General features: G+C 69.5%; 16 protein-coding genes. 7 read left to right on the top strand and 9 right to left on the bottom strand.

The window, feature by feature from the left end; genetic code table 11:
• Window positions 1-9: 9 nt before the first annotated feature.
• Together AC2DFQ_RS15805 and AC2DFQ_RS15800 are read right to left on the bottom strand one after the other, a co-directional pair.
• Window positions 10-1,122 carry a carbohydrate ABC transporter permease gene (locus AC2DFQ_RS15805; protein WP_484508694.1) on the bottom strand — a complete coding sequence of 371 codons (1,113 nt, stop codon included), beginning with the start codon at window positions 1,120-1,122 and terminating at the stop codon, window positions 10-12.
• 25 nt (window positions 1,123-1,147) lie between these two features.
• The gene (locus tag AC2DFQ_RS15800; protein WP_484534541.1) at window positions 1,148-2,386 is read right to left on the bottom strand and encodes a sugar ABC transporter substrate-binding protein; all 1,239 of its coding nucleotides are present in this window, start codon (window positions 2,384-2,386) and stop codon (window positions 1,148-1,150) included.
• Between the two features lie 149 nt (window positions 2,387-2,535).
• On the opposite strand from AC2DFQ_RS15800, the gene AC2DFQ_RS15795 reads away from it, so the two are divergent.
• A complete protein-coding gene (locus tag AC2DFQ_RS15795; protein ID WP_484534540.1) occupies window positions 2,536-3,534 on the top strand; it encodes a LacI family DNA-binding transcriptional regulator in 999 nt (332 codons plus the stop codon).
• Between the two features lie 406 nt (window positions 3,535-3,940).
• Here AC2DFQ_RS15795 and AC2DFQ_RS15790 read toward each other — a convergent pair whose 3' ends face one another.
• From AC2DFQ_RS15790 to AC2DFQ_RS15770, 5 genes are all read right to left on the bottom strand, one after another.
• Window positions 3,941-4,405, bottom strand: coding sequence for a SixA phosphatase family protein (locus tag AC2DFQ_RS15790; RefSeq protein WP_484534539.1), 465 nt, complete (start codon window positions 4,403-4,405; stop codon window positions 3,941-3,943).
• Entirely contained in the window at window positions 4,402-4,752 is a 351-nt protein-coding gene (locus AC2DFQ_RS15785) for a gamma-glutamylcyclotransferase family protein (RefSeq protein WP_484534538.1), read from the bottom strand. The genes AC2DFQ_RS15790 and AC2DFQ_RS15785 overlap by 4 nt, the downstream gene beginning before the upstream one ends.
• A gap of 16 nt (window positions 4,753-4,768) precedes the next feature.
• The gene (locus AC2DFQ_RS15780; protein WP_484534537.1) at window positions 4,769-6,040 is read right to left on the bottom strand and encodes a DUF445 domain-containing protein; all 1,272 of its coding nucleotides are present in this window, start codon (window positions 6,038-6,040) and stop codon (window positions 4,769-4,771) included.
• A 34-nt stretch (window positions 6,041-6,074) separates the two neighbouring features.
• On the bottom strand, window positions 6,075-7,238 hold the full coding sequence (locus AC2DFQ_RS15775) for an acyl-CoA dehydrogenase family protein (protein WP_484534536.1): 1,164 nt from the start codon (window positions 7,236-7,238) through the stop codon (window positions 6,075-6,077).
• Window positions 7,239-7,390: 152 nt separating this feature from the next.
• On the bottom strand, window positions 7,391-8,143 hold the full coding sequence (locus AC2DFQ_RS15770) for an alpha/beta fold hydrolase (RefSeq protein WP_484534535.1): 753 nt from the start codon (window positions 8,141-8,143) through the stop codon (window positions 7,391-7,393).
• A gap of 118 nt (window positions 8,144-8,261) precedes the next feature.
• Between AC2DFQ_RS15770 and AC2DFQ_RS15765 the strand changes: the two genes are divergently transcribed.
• Window positions 8,262-8,666, top strand: coding sequence for a pilus assembly protein CpaE (locus AC2DFQ_RS15765; protein WP_484534534.1), 405 nt, complete (start codon window positions 8,262-8,264; stop codon window positions 8,664-8,666).
• A gap of 12 nt (window positions 8,667-8,678) precedes the next feature.
• Here the strand turns inward: AC2DFQ_RS15765 and AC2DFQ_RS15760 are convergent, their stop codons facing one another.
• The gene (locus tag AC2DFQ_RS15760) at window positions 8,679-9,884 is read right to left on the bottom strand and encodes an MFS transporter (RefSeq protein ID WP_484534533.1); all 1,206 of its coding nucleotides are present in this window, start codon (window positions 9,882-9,884) and stop codon (window positions 8,679-8,681) included.
• 393 nt (window positions 9,885-10,277) lie between these two features.
• Between AC2DFQ_RS15760 and nrdH the strand changes: the two genes are divergently transcribed.
• The 5 genes from nrdH (at window position 10,278) to AC2DFQ_RS15735 (ending at window position 14,656) form a co-directional block, all read left to right on the top strand.
• Entirely contained in the window at window positions 10,278-10,511 is a 234-nt protein-coding gene (nrdH, locus tag AC2DFQ_RS15755) for a glutaredoxin-like protein NrdH (protein ID WP_484508704.1), read from the top strand.
• 32 nt (window positions 10,512-10,543) lie between these two features.
• Window positions 10,544-11,011: a class Ib ribonucleoside-diphosphate reductase assembly flavoprotein NrdI gene (gene nrdI / locus AC2DFQ_RS15750; protein ID WP_484534532.1), complete on the top strand. Its 468-nt coding sequence runs from the start codon at window positions 10,544-10,546 to the stop codon at window positions 11,009-11,011.
• A gap of 50 nt (window positions 11,012-11,061) precedes the next feature.
• Window positions 11,062-13,161: a class 1b ribonucleoside-diphosphate reductase subunit alpha gene (gene nrdE / locus AC2DFQ_RS15745; protein WP_484534569.1), complete on the top strand. Its 2,100-nt coding sequence runs from the start codon at window positions 11,062-11,064 to the stop codon at window positions 13,159-13,161.
• 45 nt (window positions 13,162-13,206) lie between these two features.
• Window positions 13,207-14,184, top strand: coding sequence for a class 1b ribonucleoside-diphosphate reductase subunit beta (gene nrdF, locus AC2DFQ_RS15740; protein ID WP_484508706.1), 978 nt, complete (start codon window positions 13,207-13,209; stop codon window positions 14,182-14,184).
• 154 nt (window positions 14,185-14,338) lie between these two features.
• Complete coding sequence (locus AC2DFQ_RS15735; protein WP_484534531.1) at window positions 14,339-14,656, top strand: hypothetical protein; 318 nt, start codon at window positions 14,339-14,341, stop codon at window positions 14,654-14,656.
• 23 nt (window positions 14,657-14,679) lie between these two features.
• Here AC2DFQ_RS15735 and AC2DFQ_RS15730 read toward each other — a convergent pair whose 3' ends face one another.
• On the bottom strand, window positions 14,680-15,795 hold the full coding sequence (locus AC2DFQ_RS15730) for a class I SAM-dependent methyltransferase (RefSeq protein WP_484508708.1): 1,116 nt from the start codon (window positions 15,793-15,795) through the stop codon (window positions 14,680-14,682).
• Window positions 15,796-15,852: the final 57 nt, after the last annotated feature.

Below are 15,852 nucleotides of genomic sequence, written 5' to 3'. Positions count from 1 at the left end.
TGACGGCGGTCATCGGATGCTGCCCTTCGTCGGAGTGCGGACTTCGTACTGCCGCGCGCGGCGGCGTGAGACGGGTCGGTCGCGCAGGACCCATCGCTGCAGGATCGTGAACGCGACGATGATGACGAACAGGACGAACGCGATCGCGGCGCCCTGGCCCCACTCCTGGGAGATGAAGGCCGAGTTATAGCTGAGGTAGGCCGGTGTCACCGTCGTCTTGCCGGGTCCGCCCTGCGTGCCGGTGTAGATCTGGTCGAACACCTGCCAGCAGCCGATCAACCCGAGGGTGAGGACGGTGAACAGCGTGGGCTTGAGCTGGGGGAGGGTGACTCGCCAGAACCGCTGCCACGCGTTCGCACCATCCATCATCGCCGCCTCATCCACGTCGCCGGAGATGTTCTGGAGGGCCGCGATGAACAACAGCATGAACGTGCCGGACGTGGTGAAGACGGCCATCAGCACGAACGCCGACATCGCCACTGAGGGTCCGGCCAGCCAGTCCCACCACGTCACGCCGAGGAAAGCGCCCTCGGTGAGGGCGGCGGGGCCGGATTCGATCCCGACGACGCCGAGGACGTTGTGGAGCACGCCGCTGGGGTCGTTGAACCAGTTCGGCCCGTTGACGCCGAACCACGACAGCACCTGGTTGACGGCGCCGGACGTGGAGAAGAGGAACAGCCACAGCACCGTGATGGCGACCGAGCTGGTCACGGAGGGGAAGTAGAAGGCCGTGCGGAAGAACCCGCGACCGCGCAGCACCGCCCGGTTCACGAGGATGGCGAGGAAGAGCGACAGCGCGGTCTGCAGCGGGACGACCAGCACCACGTACCACGCGTTGTTGCGCAGCGCGATGCCGAAGTCGCGTTCGGCGAGGCCGCCGCCGGTGGTGATCGCGGCGTAGTTCTCGCCGCCGACGAAGCTCACGTCGGGGGAGAAGGGGCTGCCGCGCCCGTTCCAGTCGGAGAAGCTCACCCACAGCGCCATGAGCACGGGAACGAGGAGGAAGACGCCGAGGATGATCAGCACCGGGAGCGTGAAGAGCCATCCGGCGGCCGTCTCGCCGCGCCGGATCCCCCCGAAGGAGGACCCGGCGCGGCGAGCGGGTGACGACAGTGCGGTCATTGCATCACTCGGCGGTGGATGCTGATCACTCGACGATCGCCTCGAGGTTGGCCTGGACGGTGTCGAGGATCGCCTGCGGATCCCCGGTGGCCAGCGACTCCAGCTGAGCGTTGAAGTCGGAGATGACCTCGGCGGCGCCGGCGAGATTCGGCGGGAACTGCGCGTACTCGGCGCCGGCGAGGAACGCCGCGAGGTCGGGGTTTGCGCTCGTCCACGCGTCGGCGGCCGACTGGATGGACGGCATCGGGCCGAACGCCTCGGAGAAGGCCAGTTGCTGCTCGGTGCTCGTGAGGTATTCGACGAGTTCGAGCGCAGCATCCTGGTTCGCGCTGTCGGCAGCCATGCCCCAGCAGTTGGTGAACTGCAGCGTGCCCTGTCCAGCGGGGCCGGCCGGAAGCTCGGCGACGGTGAAGTTCACGTCGGGGTAGTCGGTGGTGAGGGCCCCGGTGATCCAGTTGCCCTCGATGACCATCGCCGCGGCCTGCGTGCCGAAGGCCTCGCCGCCCCAGCCGGCGCCGATGTCGGCCGCGTACGCGAACGACCCGTCGTTCAGGTGCGTCTGGACGTAGGTGAGGGCTTCGACGTTCTCGGGGCTGGCGGCGGTGGCCTCGCCATCGGCGATCAGTCCGCCGCCGGCCTGTGCCATGAAGGTGCCGATCCGCTGGTACTCGGCTCCGAACGCGAGGCCGACGCGGCCGTCGGTGGTGAGGCGCTGGGCCACCGCGGCGAGCTGCTCCCAGTCGGTGGGGATGTCGGCGTCGGTCAGTCCGGCCTGAGTCCACAGGTCGCTGTTGATGACCAGGGCGAGGGTGGAGAAGTCCTTGGGTGCGCAGTAGAACTCGCCGTCCAGGGTGAAGTTCTCCACGAGCGACGGGTAGAAGTCATCCCGGTTGGACAGCTCGTCGCCGTAGGCCTGGATCGAGCCGTTGCTCGCGTAGCCGGCGAGGGCCTCGGGAGCCAGGTAGAACAGGTCGGGCGGCGAACCGGCCGCGAACCCCTGCGAGAGCTGCTGGGGGAGGTCGTTGGCGACCTGTACCTCGGCGTCGATGCCGGACTCCTCCGACCAGGCCGCGACGGCGTCTTCGACGGCGGTGGTCTCGGCGTCGCCGGATGAGCCGATGAGGATGCTGAGCGATCCGTCGGCGGAATCGTCGGATCCGCTGCCGGAGTCGTCGAATCCGGAGCCGCACGCGGTGAGCGTCAGTGTGCCGGTGACGAGGAGCGCGCCCGCGCCGAGCAGGACCCGCCTGGTGTGCCGTGTCATGTGTCTCTCTCCTTCGATGAGGCATGTGAGGCAGAATTTGAACGATCAAACTCTACGCGAGATCACCGTACGGAGCGCGGGCGCGGCCTGTCAAGGGGCCGCGTGGCGCGGCCTATGATGGCGCACGGGATCGATCGGCAGGAGGTGCGATGGTCAAGGCGCCCACGGTCGACGACGTCGCACGGGCGGCGGGCGTGTCCCGCCAGACCGTCTCCAACGTCGTGAACGCGCCGCATGTCGTGCGTGCCTCGACCCGTGAGCGCGTCGAGGCGGTCATCGCCGATCTCGGGTACCGACCGCATGCGGCCGCGCGGCGTCTGCGCACCCGCCGGAGCTCGACCATCGGCATCCACCTCGACCCGTATGCCGGCGGCATCTCCGGCGTGGTGCTCGACCGCTTCGTCCACGCCCTCACCGAGCGCGCGAGCGACCGCGGGATGCGCGTGCTCGTATACGCGGCCCGCACCCCCGAGGAGGAGATCGCGCGCTTGGGCGACCTCCTCGACGGGGGTGAGGTGGACGCCGTGGTCGTCACGGGCACGTTCCGCGGCGATCCCCGCACCGGGTGGCTCGCCGACCGAGCCCTTCCCTTCGTGTCGTTCGGGCGGCCATGGGGGGAAGACGATGTCGAAGCGCCCGCGCACCTGTGGGTGGACGTGGACGGCGCCGCCGGCACCGCTGCGGCCACCGGACACGTGCAGCGCACGGCGGGGCCGCGCGTCGCCTTCCTCGGGTGGCCGGAGGGGTCGGGTACCGGCGACGATCGCGAGCGCGGCTGGCGCGAAGCCGGCGGAGCGGGACCGCGGTGGGTGGCCGAGGAGAGCGTGGCCGCCGGGCGGGTCGCGGCCGCTCGGGCGCTCGCGGACGGGGAGGCGGTGGACGGCATCGTGTGCGCGAGCGACTCCCTCGCCATCGGCGCGCACCTGGCCGCTGCCGCTGCCGCCCGGCCGGCGCTTCCCATCGTCGGGTTCGACAACACCCCGGCTGTCGAGGCGCTGGGGCTGTCCAGCGTCGAGCAGCTCCCCGAGGAGGTCGCCGCCGGCGCGCTCGAGCTGCTCATGGGCGCCACCGGGAGCGTGGTGTCGCCCCGGCCCGCCGCATCCGGATCGGCGCATGTGCTCGTGGAGCCCCGCCTGGTCATCCGCTGAGCGCGGTGGCGGTTCGGGCTGGGGCCGGGTCATCCGGTGTTCGGGGCATCCGAGGGCCGGTCTGGGCGCCGGGGGCGGGGGTCTGCCGCCTTCGCCGTTCAAAACTCAGGAGACACGCCGGTGCGGAGGCCGGATACGGGCCCTGGGGGCCCGGATCTCCTGAGTTTTGAACGGCCTGGGGCCGTGCGGCGACGTGCGGCAACGGTCGCGGGGCGGATGTGGCGGTGGGCCCCGCGGCCGGGCGGATGCTGCGCGGGCCGGCACTCGAGGTGCCGGGGCGCCGGGTCAGCGGCCTTCGCCGTTCAAAACTCAGGAGACACGCCGGTGCGGAGGTCGGATACGGGCCCTGGGGGCCCGGATCTCCTGAGTTTTGAACGCCCCGGGCCACGGCGGCCCGGGGCGGCGGCTACGGGGCGGTCACCTGGACGTCGTCGGGCGGGGCGGAGCCGACGTCATCCCACGTGCCCGACTCCCACGTGAAGACGGCGACGGCGCCCGTCGGCATGCCCACCTCGCGGCCGGCGAGCTCGCTGACCAGCGCGCTCACGCCCGGGTCGTGCGCGACGATGAGCACCTCGTCGACGCCGCTCTCCCGCGCCGCCGAGAGCAGCACATCGGGCTCGGCGAGGTAGAGCTCGGAGAGCTCGCGCAACTCGGCCCCGAAGGCGGCGGCGAAGTGCTCCGCGGTCGTGCGGGCACGCAGCGCGGTGGACGACAGGACCACCTCGGGGCGCACACCCGCGCGCATCACGCGGCGGGCCACGTCCGGCGCGTCGCGCTGACCGCGCTCGTTCAGGGGGCGGTCATGGTCGTCGATCGACGAGTCGGCCCAATCCGACTTGGCGTGCCGGGCGAGAGAGAGCTGGATCATGCGGTCACGTACACCCAGGCCGCGCGCCCGCTCGCCAGCGTCACCGACGCCCGGCGATACAGCGCCACCTCGTACTCGTCGGCGGCATCCAGTTCATCCGCGGTCACCCACAACACCATCCCCATCACCTTGTCCCGTTCGTCGCCGGTCTCGCGCAAGACCGGGTGCACCTCCGCGCCCGACACCTCCGCGACCCTCGTGTCTTCGATCTCGACGTAGTCGATGGTGTACCCCGCGAGCACGTCCTCCTCGCCCGCCAGCAGGCGACCGAACGTGTCGCGCTGCACGTCGGGCACCTGCAACGTCCCGTAGGTGAAGAGAGCTTCGTCGGCGGGTACCTCGGCCACCGTTTCAGGGTAGCGCTCAGCCCAGCGCGAGGGAGGCCACGGTGAAGATCGCCGCTCCCGCCAACGCGCCGACGATCGTTCCGTTGAGCCGGATGTACTGCAGGTCGCGGCCGACGAGGAGTTCGATCTTCTCGGTCGTCTCGGCCGGGTCCCACCTCTCCACAGTGTCGGTGATGACGGATGCGATGTCATGGCGGTAGCGCTCGACGACGAACACCGCCGCATCCGTCACCCACCCGTCCACGCGCTGCTGCAGCGACGCGTCCGTGGTGAGGCGCTCGCCGACCTCCGCCAGGGCTTGCGCCGCACGGCGACGCAGGCCGCTGTCGGGGTTCTCCAGTGCCGAGAGCAGCCCGATCTTGGCGGTCTGCCACGCCTCGGCGGCGAGGGCGCGCACGCGGGGGCTGTCGAACAGTGTCGCCTTGGCGTCTTCCACCTTGCCGATGGTCTCCGGATCGTCCTGGAGGTTCTCCGCCAGTCGCGCGAGGTACCGGTCGATCGCGGCGCGGGCGGGATGCTGCGGGTCATCCCGCACCGCATCGACGAAGGTCAGCGCCTGCCGGTACACGGTCTCGTCCACGAGGCGGTGGGCGACGCCGGGCAACCACGACGGCAGGCGGCGTGACACCAGGCCGGCGAAGGCATCCTGGTTGGCCGCGAGCCAGGTCGCGAGGGAGTCGGCGGCGAGGTCGACCGCGCCGGTGTGCGCGCCGGAGTCCACCACGCGCGCCAGCCATCCGCCGAGGGACGGCCCCCACTCGGGGGCGAGGAGGTGTTCGCGCGCGAGGTCTTCGATCACGTCGCGCACGTCATCGTCGCTCAGCGCGCGCAGCACGGCGGTCGCGGCGGTCGCGCCCTCGGCGGCGACCCGCTCGGCGTGCGCGGGCTGCGCGAGCCACGTGCCCAGGCGCGCGGCGACGGCGGTGGATTCGAGCTTGCCGCGCACGACCGGGGCCGAGAGGAAGTTGGTCTCGACGAACTCCCCGAGGCTCCGGCCGATCTCGTCCTTGCGGCGCGGGATGATCGCGGTGTGCGGGATCGGCAGCCCGAGGGGATGGCGGAACAAGGCCGTGACGGCGAACCAGTCGGCGAGGGCGCCGACCATGCCGCCCTCCGCGGCCGCGCGCACCCACTGCATCCACGGGTAGCGCTCCTGCAGCGGGAAGGAGATGGCGAAGATGATCGCCATGAGCACGAGCGCGCCCAGAGCCACCGCTTTCATCGTGCGGAGGGCGCGGCGCCGCTCCTGGTCGGCCGGGCTCAGCAGAGCGGGAGGAGTGGGTGGCATCCGGTCATCCTCGCATGGGCGCCATGTGCCGGGGTCAGGGTTGCATCGGGCCGAGCAGCGCGGTCGCCGCGGCGGAGTGCGCCGACTCCGGGTCGGAGGGGTGGAACATCCCGGCCAGGACGTCCCGGTAGAGCCGCGCCAGCTCACTGCGCGAGAAGTAGGACGAGCCGCCGGCAACGAGCATGGCGTCATCCACGACGCGCTTGGCCGTCGTCACCGCGCGATGCTTGACCCCCGCGAGCAGCGAGAACCACCGCGGCCCGTGGTCGACGACCGTGTCGACGTCGCGGGCGAGCGCGGCCAGCTGCGGCGGCAGCGCGTCGTAGGCCAGGCCCATGTCGGCCACGCGCCAGCGGATGTCGGGGTCGTGCGAGTACGTGGCGCCGGTCTTCTTCGAGCGGCGCGTGGTCGCCGCATCCACGGCCAGGTCCAGCGCACGGCGGGCGATCCCGGTGTAGACGGAGGCGAGGAGGATCTCGAACACGGCGAAGATCCCGAAGACGAGGGGGTCGGGCTGCGGTCCGGGGTCCACGCGCCGCACCACCCGGTCCGCCGGGGCGTGGGCGCCCTGCAGCTCCGTCGTGCGGCTCTGCGTCCCCCGCATCCCGAGCGTGTCCCAGTCGTCCCGGGTGACGACGGCGTCGGTGCGCGGAAGGAAGGAGTACACGATCTTGGGGGCGTCGGGCGAGGTGGTGTCGAGGCCATGGACCCCGAGGTGGTCCCACACGGGGGCCAGGGACGTGAAGATCTTCGTTCCCCTGTACGTGTAGCCGCCGTTGCCGGTCGGGGTCGCTGTGGTGTCGCTCCCGAAGAGCACGAGGTCGTTGCCGGCCTCGCTGATGCCGAATGCGAACACCTCGCCCGCGGCGGCCCCGGCCTGCACGAACGCGAGGTCGTCGATGCCGCGGTCCTGCAGCACCTTGGCCACGCCCGTCCAGACGAGGTGCATGTTCACCGCGAGAGCCGTGGCCGGGGCGGCCGTGGCGAGGCGCTGCTGGAGGAGGGATGCTTCGGCCAGGCCGAGACCCGCCCCGCCGCGGTCGGCCGGGACGAGGATGCCGAGGTATCCCGCCGCCCGCAGCTCATCGAGGTCGTCCGCGGGGAAGGTGTTGTCTCGATCGTGCCCCGGCGCGCGCTCGCGGATGCGGCCCAGGAGGTCGTCGGGGAGATACTGCGCGGGCTCGAACGCGGCGGTCATCGTCCCATCATGGCCCGCTCCGCATCCGCCCGGTTCGCACACAACGGCGGAGATCCTTCGCGACACGCCCGCGCGCCAGCCGGCATCCGCGGCGTGTCGTGGTCTCTCTCCGCCGTTGTGCCGGCGGGACGGAGGGGTGCTCGCGCCGCGGATCAGTCGAGGGCGGCGAACAGTGCGGCGACGGTGTCCTCGGGCTTGTCGCGGTGCGGGGAGTGCCCGGCGCCGGGGACGATCGACATCGACACGACCGTGTTCTCCAGCACCTCCTCGGCCAGGGCGCCGGTGAAGATGGAGTACACCTCCGGGTCGGAACCGATGATGTGCGTCGGGACGGTGAGGCGCGCGGCGGCCGGCCGCACGTCCCACGCCGGATTCTGCACACTCGTCTGCTCCACCGCCCACGCGCTCGCCTGCTGCGCCGAGAGCGCCTTCAGCTCGATGTCCTGCGGGTGCCACGCGGGATGCTCCGCCCGCACCGCCGCGAGGGAGGTGTCGGCGAATGCGCGCTGCTGGCTCGAGCGCACGACCTCGCGGTCGCGCGCGGCGAGATGGATCGCGGGGTCGATGAGCACGAGCCGCCGCGTCCACTCCGGATCGTCGGCGGCGACCACGGTGGATGCGGCGCCGCCGAGCGAATGCGCGATCACGAGGTCCCACGCACCGCCGTCGGCGCGGATCACGGCGAGATCGGCGGCATACGCCGGGATCGTGTAGTCCAGGGCGCGGGGGGCCGAGCCGTGCCCGCGCAGGTCGACCGCATCCGCTCGCCACCCCGCATCGGCCAGGGCCACGCCGTAGCGCCACATCAAGGCGCCATTGGAACCGAGGCCGTGGACGAGGAGGGCGCGGCGGCTCGCGGCGGGGTCGCCCCAGGTGAGGCGCGGAAGGATCACGGGGGAGGGCATGCCCCCATGCTATTGACGGCTGCGCGGCCCCCGCCCCGCTGCGCGGCCCCCGTCCCGCTGCGCGGCCCCCGTCCCGCTGCGCGGCCCCCGTTCCGCCGCGCACCCCCACAATGGAGGGATGATCTCGACGGAGGCCGCCCGTGCGCTGCGGGAAGCGGGGCTCGTCTGGAAGCCGGGGTCGGGAGATCGCTTCCAGCTCGACGAGCCCGAGTTCGAGGCCGACGTCTTCACGGTCAGCGACATGACGATCGAGGCGCGCACCTACCCGACCGGCACCATCCTCGCCTTCAACGGCACCACCGAGTGGGCGCTGGATTCCGTCGCGCTGGAGGAGGCGCTGTGGCTTCCCTCCGAGGATCAGCTGCGGGAGATGCTCCGGACGGCGTTCCGGGCGCTCCGCCGGATGACCGACACCTACGAGGTGGAGGTCGTCGTCGCCGGCGAGCGACGCACTTTCCAGCATCCCGAGCCCGCCGACGCGTACGCGCTCGCCGTGATGTCGCTGCTCGCGCGCATCGCGTGAGGGCCGGCCGTCCTACGTGATCGTGTGGACGGGCTCGGTGTCGGGGATCGGGCTCGCATCGCGATGGCGGAGGTCGGGGAAGCCGCGGACGCACGCGGCCGCGACGCCCGCTCCCACCAGGGCGAACGCGGCCGCGGCCACGTAGGCGCCCTGCGCCCCGACGCCGTCGATGAGGAACCCGGCCGCCGCCGACCCCGCCGCCGCGCCGATGAGCTGCCCGGTGCCGATCCATCCGTAGGCCTCGGCGGTCTCGCTGAACCGCACGCTCGCGGACGTGATGGCGAAGATCACGGCGAGGGCGGGGGCGATTCCGATGCCGGCGAGCAGGAGCGTGCCGCCCAGCCACCAGACGTCCAGCGCGAAGATCGCCAGGACCAGGCCCCCGGCGACGATGGCGAGGCGGCGCGCCATCGCCCACGGACCGATCGGGATATGGCCCAACGACAGGCCGCCGGCGAGACTTCCGACCGAGAACACCGCGAGCACCAGCCCCGCCTCCGCGCCGCCGTGACCGAAGGTCGCCACCACCCCGACCTCGACGGCTGAGCACGCGGCGATCAGGAGGAAGCCGCTGACGGTGGCCAGCAGCACGGGCGGCTTGGCGAGCACCTTGCCGAAGCTCCGGCGGCTGCGCGGGATGCGAACGCGCCCGACCTCCGGCGACAGGATGAACCACCCCCCGCCGAGGATCAGGATCGCCACGATCAGCCACAGCGCCTCCACGGTGCCGATCTGGGTGGCGACGAACGTGATGACCACCGGCGCGATGATCCAGATGATCTCCTGCAGCGACGCGTCGAGGGAGAACAACGGGGTGAGCTGGCGAGACGTCACCATCTTGGGGTAGATGGTGCGCACGGCCGACTGCACGGGCGGGGTCGACAGGCCCGCGATCAGGCCGAGGGCCATGTAGCCGGGCACGGGCATGCGCACCAGCGCGAGGAGGGCGATGGATGCGGCGCACACGACGAGCGTGAGGGTGAGGACGGGCCGCATCCCCCATCGCCCCATCCACCTGCTGGTGACGGGGCCGGCCACGGCCTGACCGATCGAGGTGGCCGCCAGGACGAGACCGGCGGCGCCGTACGATCCGGTGACCTGCTCGATGTGCAGCAGCACCGCCAGGCTCGTCATCCCGTTGGGGAATCGCGCGGCCAGCTGGGCGACGATGATCCGCGCGACGCCGCGCGTCTGCAGAAGATCCCGGTAACCCGCCACGACATCCCACGGTAGCCACTCGGCCGCCTCCCGGCGACTCGGTCACGCGTCGTGGCCGGCGGCGACACGACACGCCCGACACGCCGGTGGGGCGCATTCCACAGGGGAGCGCGTGTCGGAGGTCCGGCATACCGTGTCGGCTGTGGATGGATCGGGCGAGGGTCGGCCAGATGGGCGTGATTCAGGGCTTTTCCGAGCTTGCGGATATCCGTCTGCCTGTGGATGAAACGGTGGACAACATGTGTTGTATCTGGGGAGAGCGGTGGAGAATCACACGAATGTAACTACTAGCCCTTGTGGTGACTTCCAATGTCGGCACCCATATGTAGTATTGAGCTCCCGGCACAGGATCGTTCCGGAAAATCAGGACCTTGAGGGAAGAAACGGGTAATCATGGCTATCACGGTGTACACCAAGCCTTCGTGCGTGCAGTGCACGGCGACCTACCGCGCGCTGGATTCGAAGGGCATCGAGTACGAGGTCCACGACGTCTCCCAGGACGCCGACGCCCTCGAGCACGTCAAGGCGCTGGGCTACCTGCAGGCCCCCGTCGTCGTCACGGACGAGGACCACTGGTCGGGCTTCCGTCCCGACAAGATCGACGCACTCGCCTCACGCCTGGCCTGAGCTTCGAGGGCGCTCGGCTACCGGCCGGAACAATGTCGCTGACCGCCACCGCTTCGGTGACTGAGCAAGCGAAGCGGGACGACGCTCCGCTCCTGGTCTACTTCTCGAGCGTGTCGGGCAACACCGCACGTTTCATCGAGAAGCTCGGGATGCGTGCGGTGCGAATCCCGGTCCGGGCGAGCGAAGCCCCCCTCATCGTCGACGAACCGTACGTCCTGGTGACCCCCACCTATGGCGGGGGCGCCGGGCGCGGCGTCGAGAAGGGCGCCGTGCCCAAGCAGGTCATCCGGTTCCTCAACGACACCGGCAACCGCAGCCTCATCCGCGGAGTCATCTCCGCGGGCAACACGAACTTCGGCGAGCACTTCGGTCTCGCCGGCGAAATCATCAGCCGCAAGTGCTCCGTGCCGCACTTGTACAAGCTCGAAGTGTTCGGCACACCCGATGACGTCACTCGCGTCAGCGAAGGATTGGAACGATGGTGGAATCAACAGCACTAGAGGCGGCATTGACCGCGAATGACTTCAAGGCCGATCTGCGGTTCGACGGCATGGACTACCACGCCCTCAACGCGATGCTCAACCTGTACGACGAGAACGGCAAGATCCAGTTCGACGCCGACAAGCGCGCCGCGCGGGAGTACTTCCTCCAGCACGTGAACCAGAACACGGTGTTCTTCCACTCGCTCAAGGAGCGCCTGGACTACCTCGTGGAGAAGGAGTACTACGAGCCGGCCGTGCTCGAGAAGTACTCGTTCGACTTCATCCAGGGGCTCAACGACTTCGCCTACGGCAAGAAGTTCCGCTTCGAGACGTTCCTCGGCGCGTTCAAGTACTACACGAGCTACACGCTGAAGACCTTCGACGGCAAGCGGTACCTCGAGCGCTTCGAAGACCGCGTCGTGATGACGGGCCTCGCCCTCGCCGACGGTGACGAGCGCCTGGCCACCGAGATCGTCGACGAGATCCTCTCCGGCCGCTTCCAGCCGGCGACGCCCACGTTCCTCAACGCGGGCAAGGCCCAGCGCGGCGAACTCGTGTCGTGCTTCCTGCTGCGCATCGAAGACAACATGGAGTCGATCTCGCGCGGCATCAACTCGTCGCTGCAGCTGTCCAAGCGCGGCGGCGGCGTGGCGCTGCTGCTGTCGAACATCCGCGAGGCGGGCGCCCCGATCAAGCAGATCGAGAACCAGTCCAGCGGCATCATCCCGGTCATGAAGCTCCTCGAAGACAGCTTCAGCTACGCCAACCAGCTCGGCGCACGCCAGGGCGCCGGCGCGGTGTACCTCTCGGCTCACCACCCCGACATCCTGCGCTTCCTCGACACCAAGCGGGAGAACGCCGACGAGAAGATCCGCATCAAGACCCTCTCCCTCGGCGTCGTCGTCCCCGACATCACGTTCGAGCTCGCCAAGAACGATGAGGACATGTACCTGTTCTCGCCGTACGACGTCGAGCGCGTGTACGGCCTGCCCTTCGGCGACATCTCCGTCACCGAGAAGTACCGCGAGATGGTCGATGACCCCCGCATCAAGAAGACCAAGATCAACGCGCGTGAGTTCTTCCAGACCCTCGCCGAGATCCAGTTCGAGTCGGGCTACCCGTACATCATGTTCGAAGACACGGTGAACGCGGCCAACCCGATCAAGGGCCGGATCAACATGTCGAACCTCTGCAGCGAGATCCTGCAGGTGAACACCCCGACGACGCTCAACGAAGACCTGTCCTACGACCAGATCGGCAAGGACATCTCGTGCAACCTCGGTTCGCTCAACATCGCGCTGGCGATGGACGGCGGAAACCTCGCGCGGACGGTGGAGACCAGCATCCGCGCGCTCACCGCCGTCAGTGACCAGAGCCACATCCGCTCGGTGCGCTCGATCGAGGAGGGCAACGACCGCACGCACGCGATCGGTCTCGGCCAGATGAACCTGCACGGCTACCTCGCCCGTGAGCACGTGTACTACGGCTCGGAGGAGGGTGTCGACTTCACGAACATCTACTTCTACACGGTGCTGTTCCACGCGCTGCGCGCCTCGAACAAGCTCGCCATCGAGCGCGGCCAGGCCTTCGACGGGTTCGCCGACTCGACCTACGCGTCGGGGGAGTTCTTCGACAAGTACATCGAGCAGGTGTGGGAGCCGGCGACCGACAAGGTCAAGAGCATGTTCGCGGGACACCACATCCCCACGCAGGACGACTGGCGCGAGCTGAAGGCCTCGATCCAGCAGGCGGGCATCTACAACCAGAACCTGCAGGCGGTGCCCCCGACCGGGTCGATCTCCTACATCAACAACTCCACGAGCTCGATCCACCCCATCGCGGCGAAGGTCGAGATCCGCAAGGAGGGCAAGCTCGGGCGCGTCTACTACCCGGCGGCGTTCATGACCAACGACAACCTGGAGTACTACCAGGACGCGTACGAGATCGGTTACGAGAAGGTCATCGACACGTACGCCGCCGCCACGCAGCACGTGGACCAGGGCCTGTCGCTCACGCTGTTCTTCAAGGACACCGCGACCACGCGCGACATCAACAAGGCTCAGATCTACGCCTGGCGCAAGGGCATCAAGACGATCTACTACATCCGCCTGCGTCAGATGGCGCTCGAGGGCACCGACATGAGCGAGTGCGTCAGCTGCACGCTGTGACGCTTGCCCTTCGACAGGCTCAGGGACCGACTAAGGATTGATGGAATGACACCCGAACCGCTCAAGCTGCTCTCGCATGTCGAGGCGATCAACTGGAACCGCATCCAGGACGATAAAGACGTCGAGGTGTGGAACCGCCTCGTGAACAACTTCTGGCTGCCGGAGAAGATCCCCCTCTCCAACGACATCCAGTCGTGGAACACGCTCACGCCCGATGAGCAGCTGCTGACGATGCGCGTGTTCACCGGCCTCACGCTCTTGGACACCATCCAGGGCACGGTGGGCGCCGTCTCGCTCATCCCCGACGCGATCACCCCGCACGAGGAGGCGGTGTACACCAACATCGCGTTCATGGAGTCGGTGCACGCGAAGAGCTACTCGTCGATCTTCTCGACCCTGTGCTCGACGAAGGAGATCGACGAGGCCTTCCGTTGGTCGGTGGAGAACCCGAATCTGCAGAAGAAGGCGCAGATCGTCATGGAGTACTACCGTGGCGACTCGCCCCTGAAGCGGAAGGTCGCCTCCACGCTGCTGGAGTCGTTCCTGTTCTACTCGGGCTTCTACCTGCCGATGCACTGGTCCAGCCGCGCCAAGCTCACCAACACCGCCGACCTCATCCGCCTCATCATCCGTGACGAGGCCGTGCACGGCTACTACATCGGCTACAAGTTCCAGAGGGGCCTCGAGCGGGTCTCCGAGGCGGAGCGGGCCGACATCAAGGACTACGCCTTCTCGCTGATGTACGAGCTCTACGACAACGAGGTGCAGTACACGCAGGACCTCTACGACGGTGTCGGCCTGACCGAGGACGTCAAGAAGTTCCTGCACTACAACGCCAACAAGGCGCTGATGAACCTCGGGTACGAGGCCATGTTCCCGGCCAGCGTGACGAACGTGAACCCGGCCATCCTGTCGGCGCTCTCGCCGAACGCCGACGAGAATCATGACTTCTTCAGTGGGTCGGGTTCGTCCTACGTCATCGGCAAGGCCGAGGCCACCGAAGACGACGACTGGGACTTCTAGAGTTCCGCATCCGCGGCGTCGGATGAACGCACGAAGGTCGGAGGAATCCCCGCAGATCCTCCGACCTTCGTCGTTTCCTCCGACAGCGCGCACGACGCGCAGCCCAGAGGCGCCGGACGCACGGCGCGAACCCTGACGTGGGAGACTGCGGCGCATGGATGCTGACGCAACGGTGCTCCGCAGCTGGACCGGCTGGATCCGCACGGCCGACCGCGAGGCGTACAGGCGCTATCTGGCCGACACCGGGATGCGGGAGTACCGCGCCACCCCCGGTAACCGAGGCGCGTGGGCGGTGATGCGTGACCTCGGCGACGGGCGTACCGAAGTGCGGACGCTGTCGCTCTGGCGATGCCGGGATGACATCGTGGCCTTCGCGGGCGCGGACATCTCCGTCGCGGTGTTCTATCCGGAGGACGACGCGTTCCTCGTCGACCGGGAGCGCACGGTCGAGCACTTCGACGTGGTGGGCTGAATCGATGGCGCCGGACGCCGCGCTCAGCGCTTGACCGACGCCGTGACGGTGAACTTCGGGCTCCGCGCGATCTGGCGGGTCGGGCCGACCAGGCGATTCAGCACCGGGCGGTACTGCAGCGCCGAGTTCCACACCGTCCACAGTTCGCCCCCCGGGCGGAGCACCCTGCCGGCGTCGGCGAACAGGTACGGCGCGATGCCCTCGTCGATGGCCGCGCCACGGTGGAACGGCGGATTCAGCGCGATGAGGGATGCGCCGGCGTCGGGGAGCAGGGAAAGGCGGTCGTCGCGCACCACCGTCATCCGGTCGGTCAGGCCGTTGGCGGCAGCGGTCTGGCGAGCGGATGCGACGGCGGCGGCGGATTCGTCCGATGCGTAGACGTGGAGCCCCGGATGCCGCACCGCCATCATCGCCCCCACGACCCCGCTTCCGCACGCGAAGTCGATGAACGGATCGTGGGGGTCCAGGCGCGGCGCGGGAAGATGCTCGAGCAGCAGCCGTGTCCCGATGTCGAGCCCGGCGCCGGCGAAGACGCCGCCGAACGCGCAGACGGTCACGCCGTCCTGCACGGTCCGCGCGGGCACCGGATCCCGTCCGTTGCGCGGGCCGCGGGCGACCAGCACGCGGGACTTCTGCCGCGCGTGCGTGACGTCGAGGGTGGCGAAGTGCTCCCGAAGGACGTCGTTCATCGCCAGGCTCATGTGCTTGATCCGTCCGCCGGCGAACACGGCGACGTCGGGTGCGGCGTACGCGGCGACGAGCCCGCTGATGTCGCGGAGTGCGTCCAGCGAGCGGGGCAGGCGGAGCAGCACGACGCGTGCCCTGCGGACGAGATCGGCATCCAGGGGCAGCGAGCGGACGACGCCTTCGAGGCCGAACGTGCGCGCGTTGGCTGCGAGGGCGCGCTCGTCCGACAGGGCGTCCTGATGCACGCGCACGGGGGAGGCAGCCGCCGGGCTCTCCGAAGCGACGGAGAGGGCGAGGGCGCCGGCGGTGTCTCCGATCACCACCACCTCGTGCGGGGCGACCGTGCCGCGAGCGCCGAGGGATTCATCCAGCAGCAGCCGGTCGGCGGCGTCGTGGGCCGGCGGCCCCTGGCGGGGTCCGGCGTGCTGGAGGGCGTCGAGGGAGAAGTCCACCGCATCACGTTACCCGCCGGGGCGGTGAGGATGAGCCGGCAGCCCCCAGCGAAGGTT

It is taken from the genome of Microbacterium sp. Z11_20, assembly GCF_057197605.1.
The sequence above is the reverse complement of the archived record's forward strand: the minus strand, read 5'-3'. Positions and strand labels throughout refer to the sequence as shown.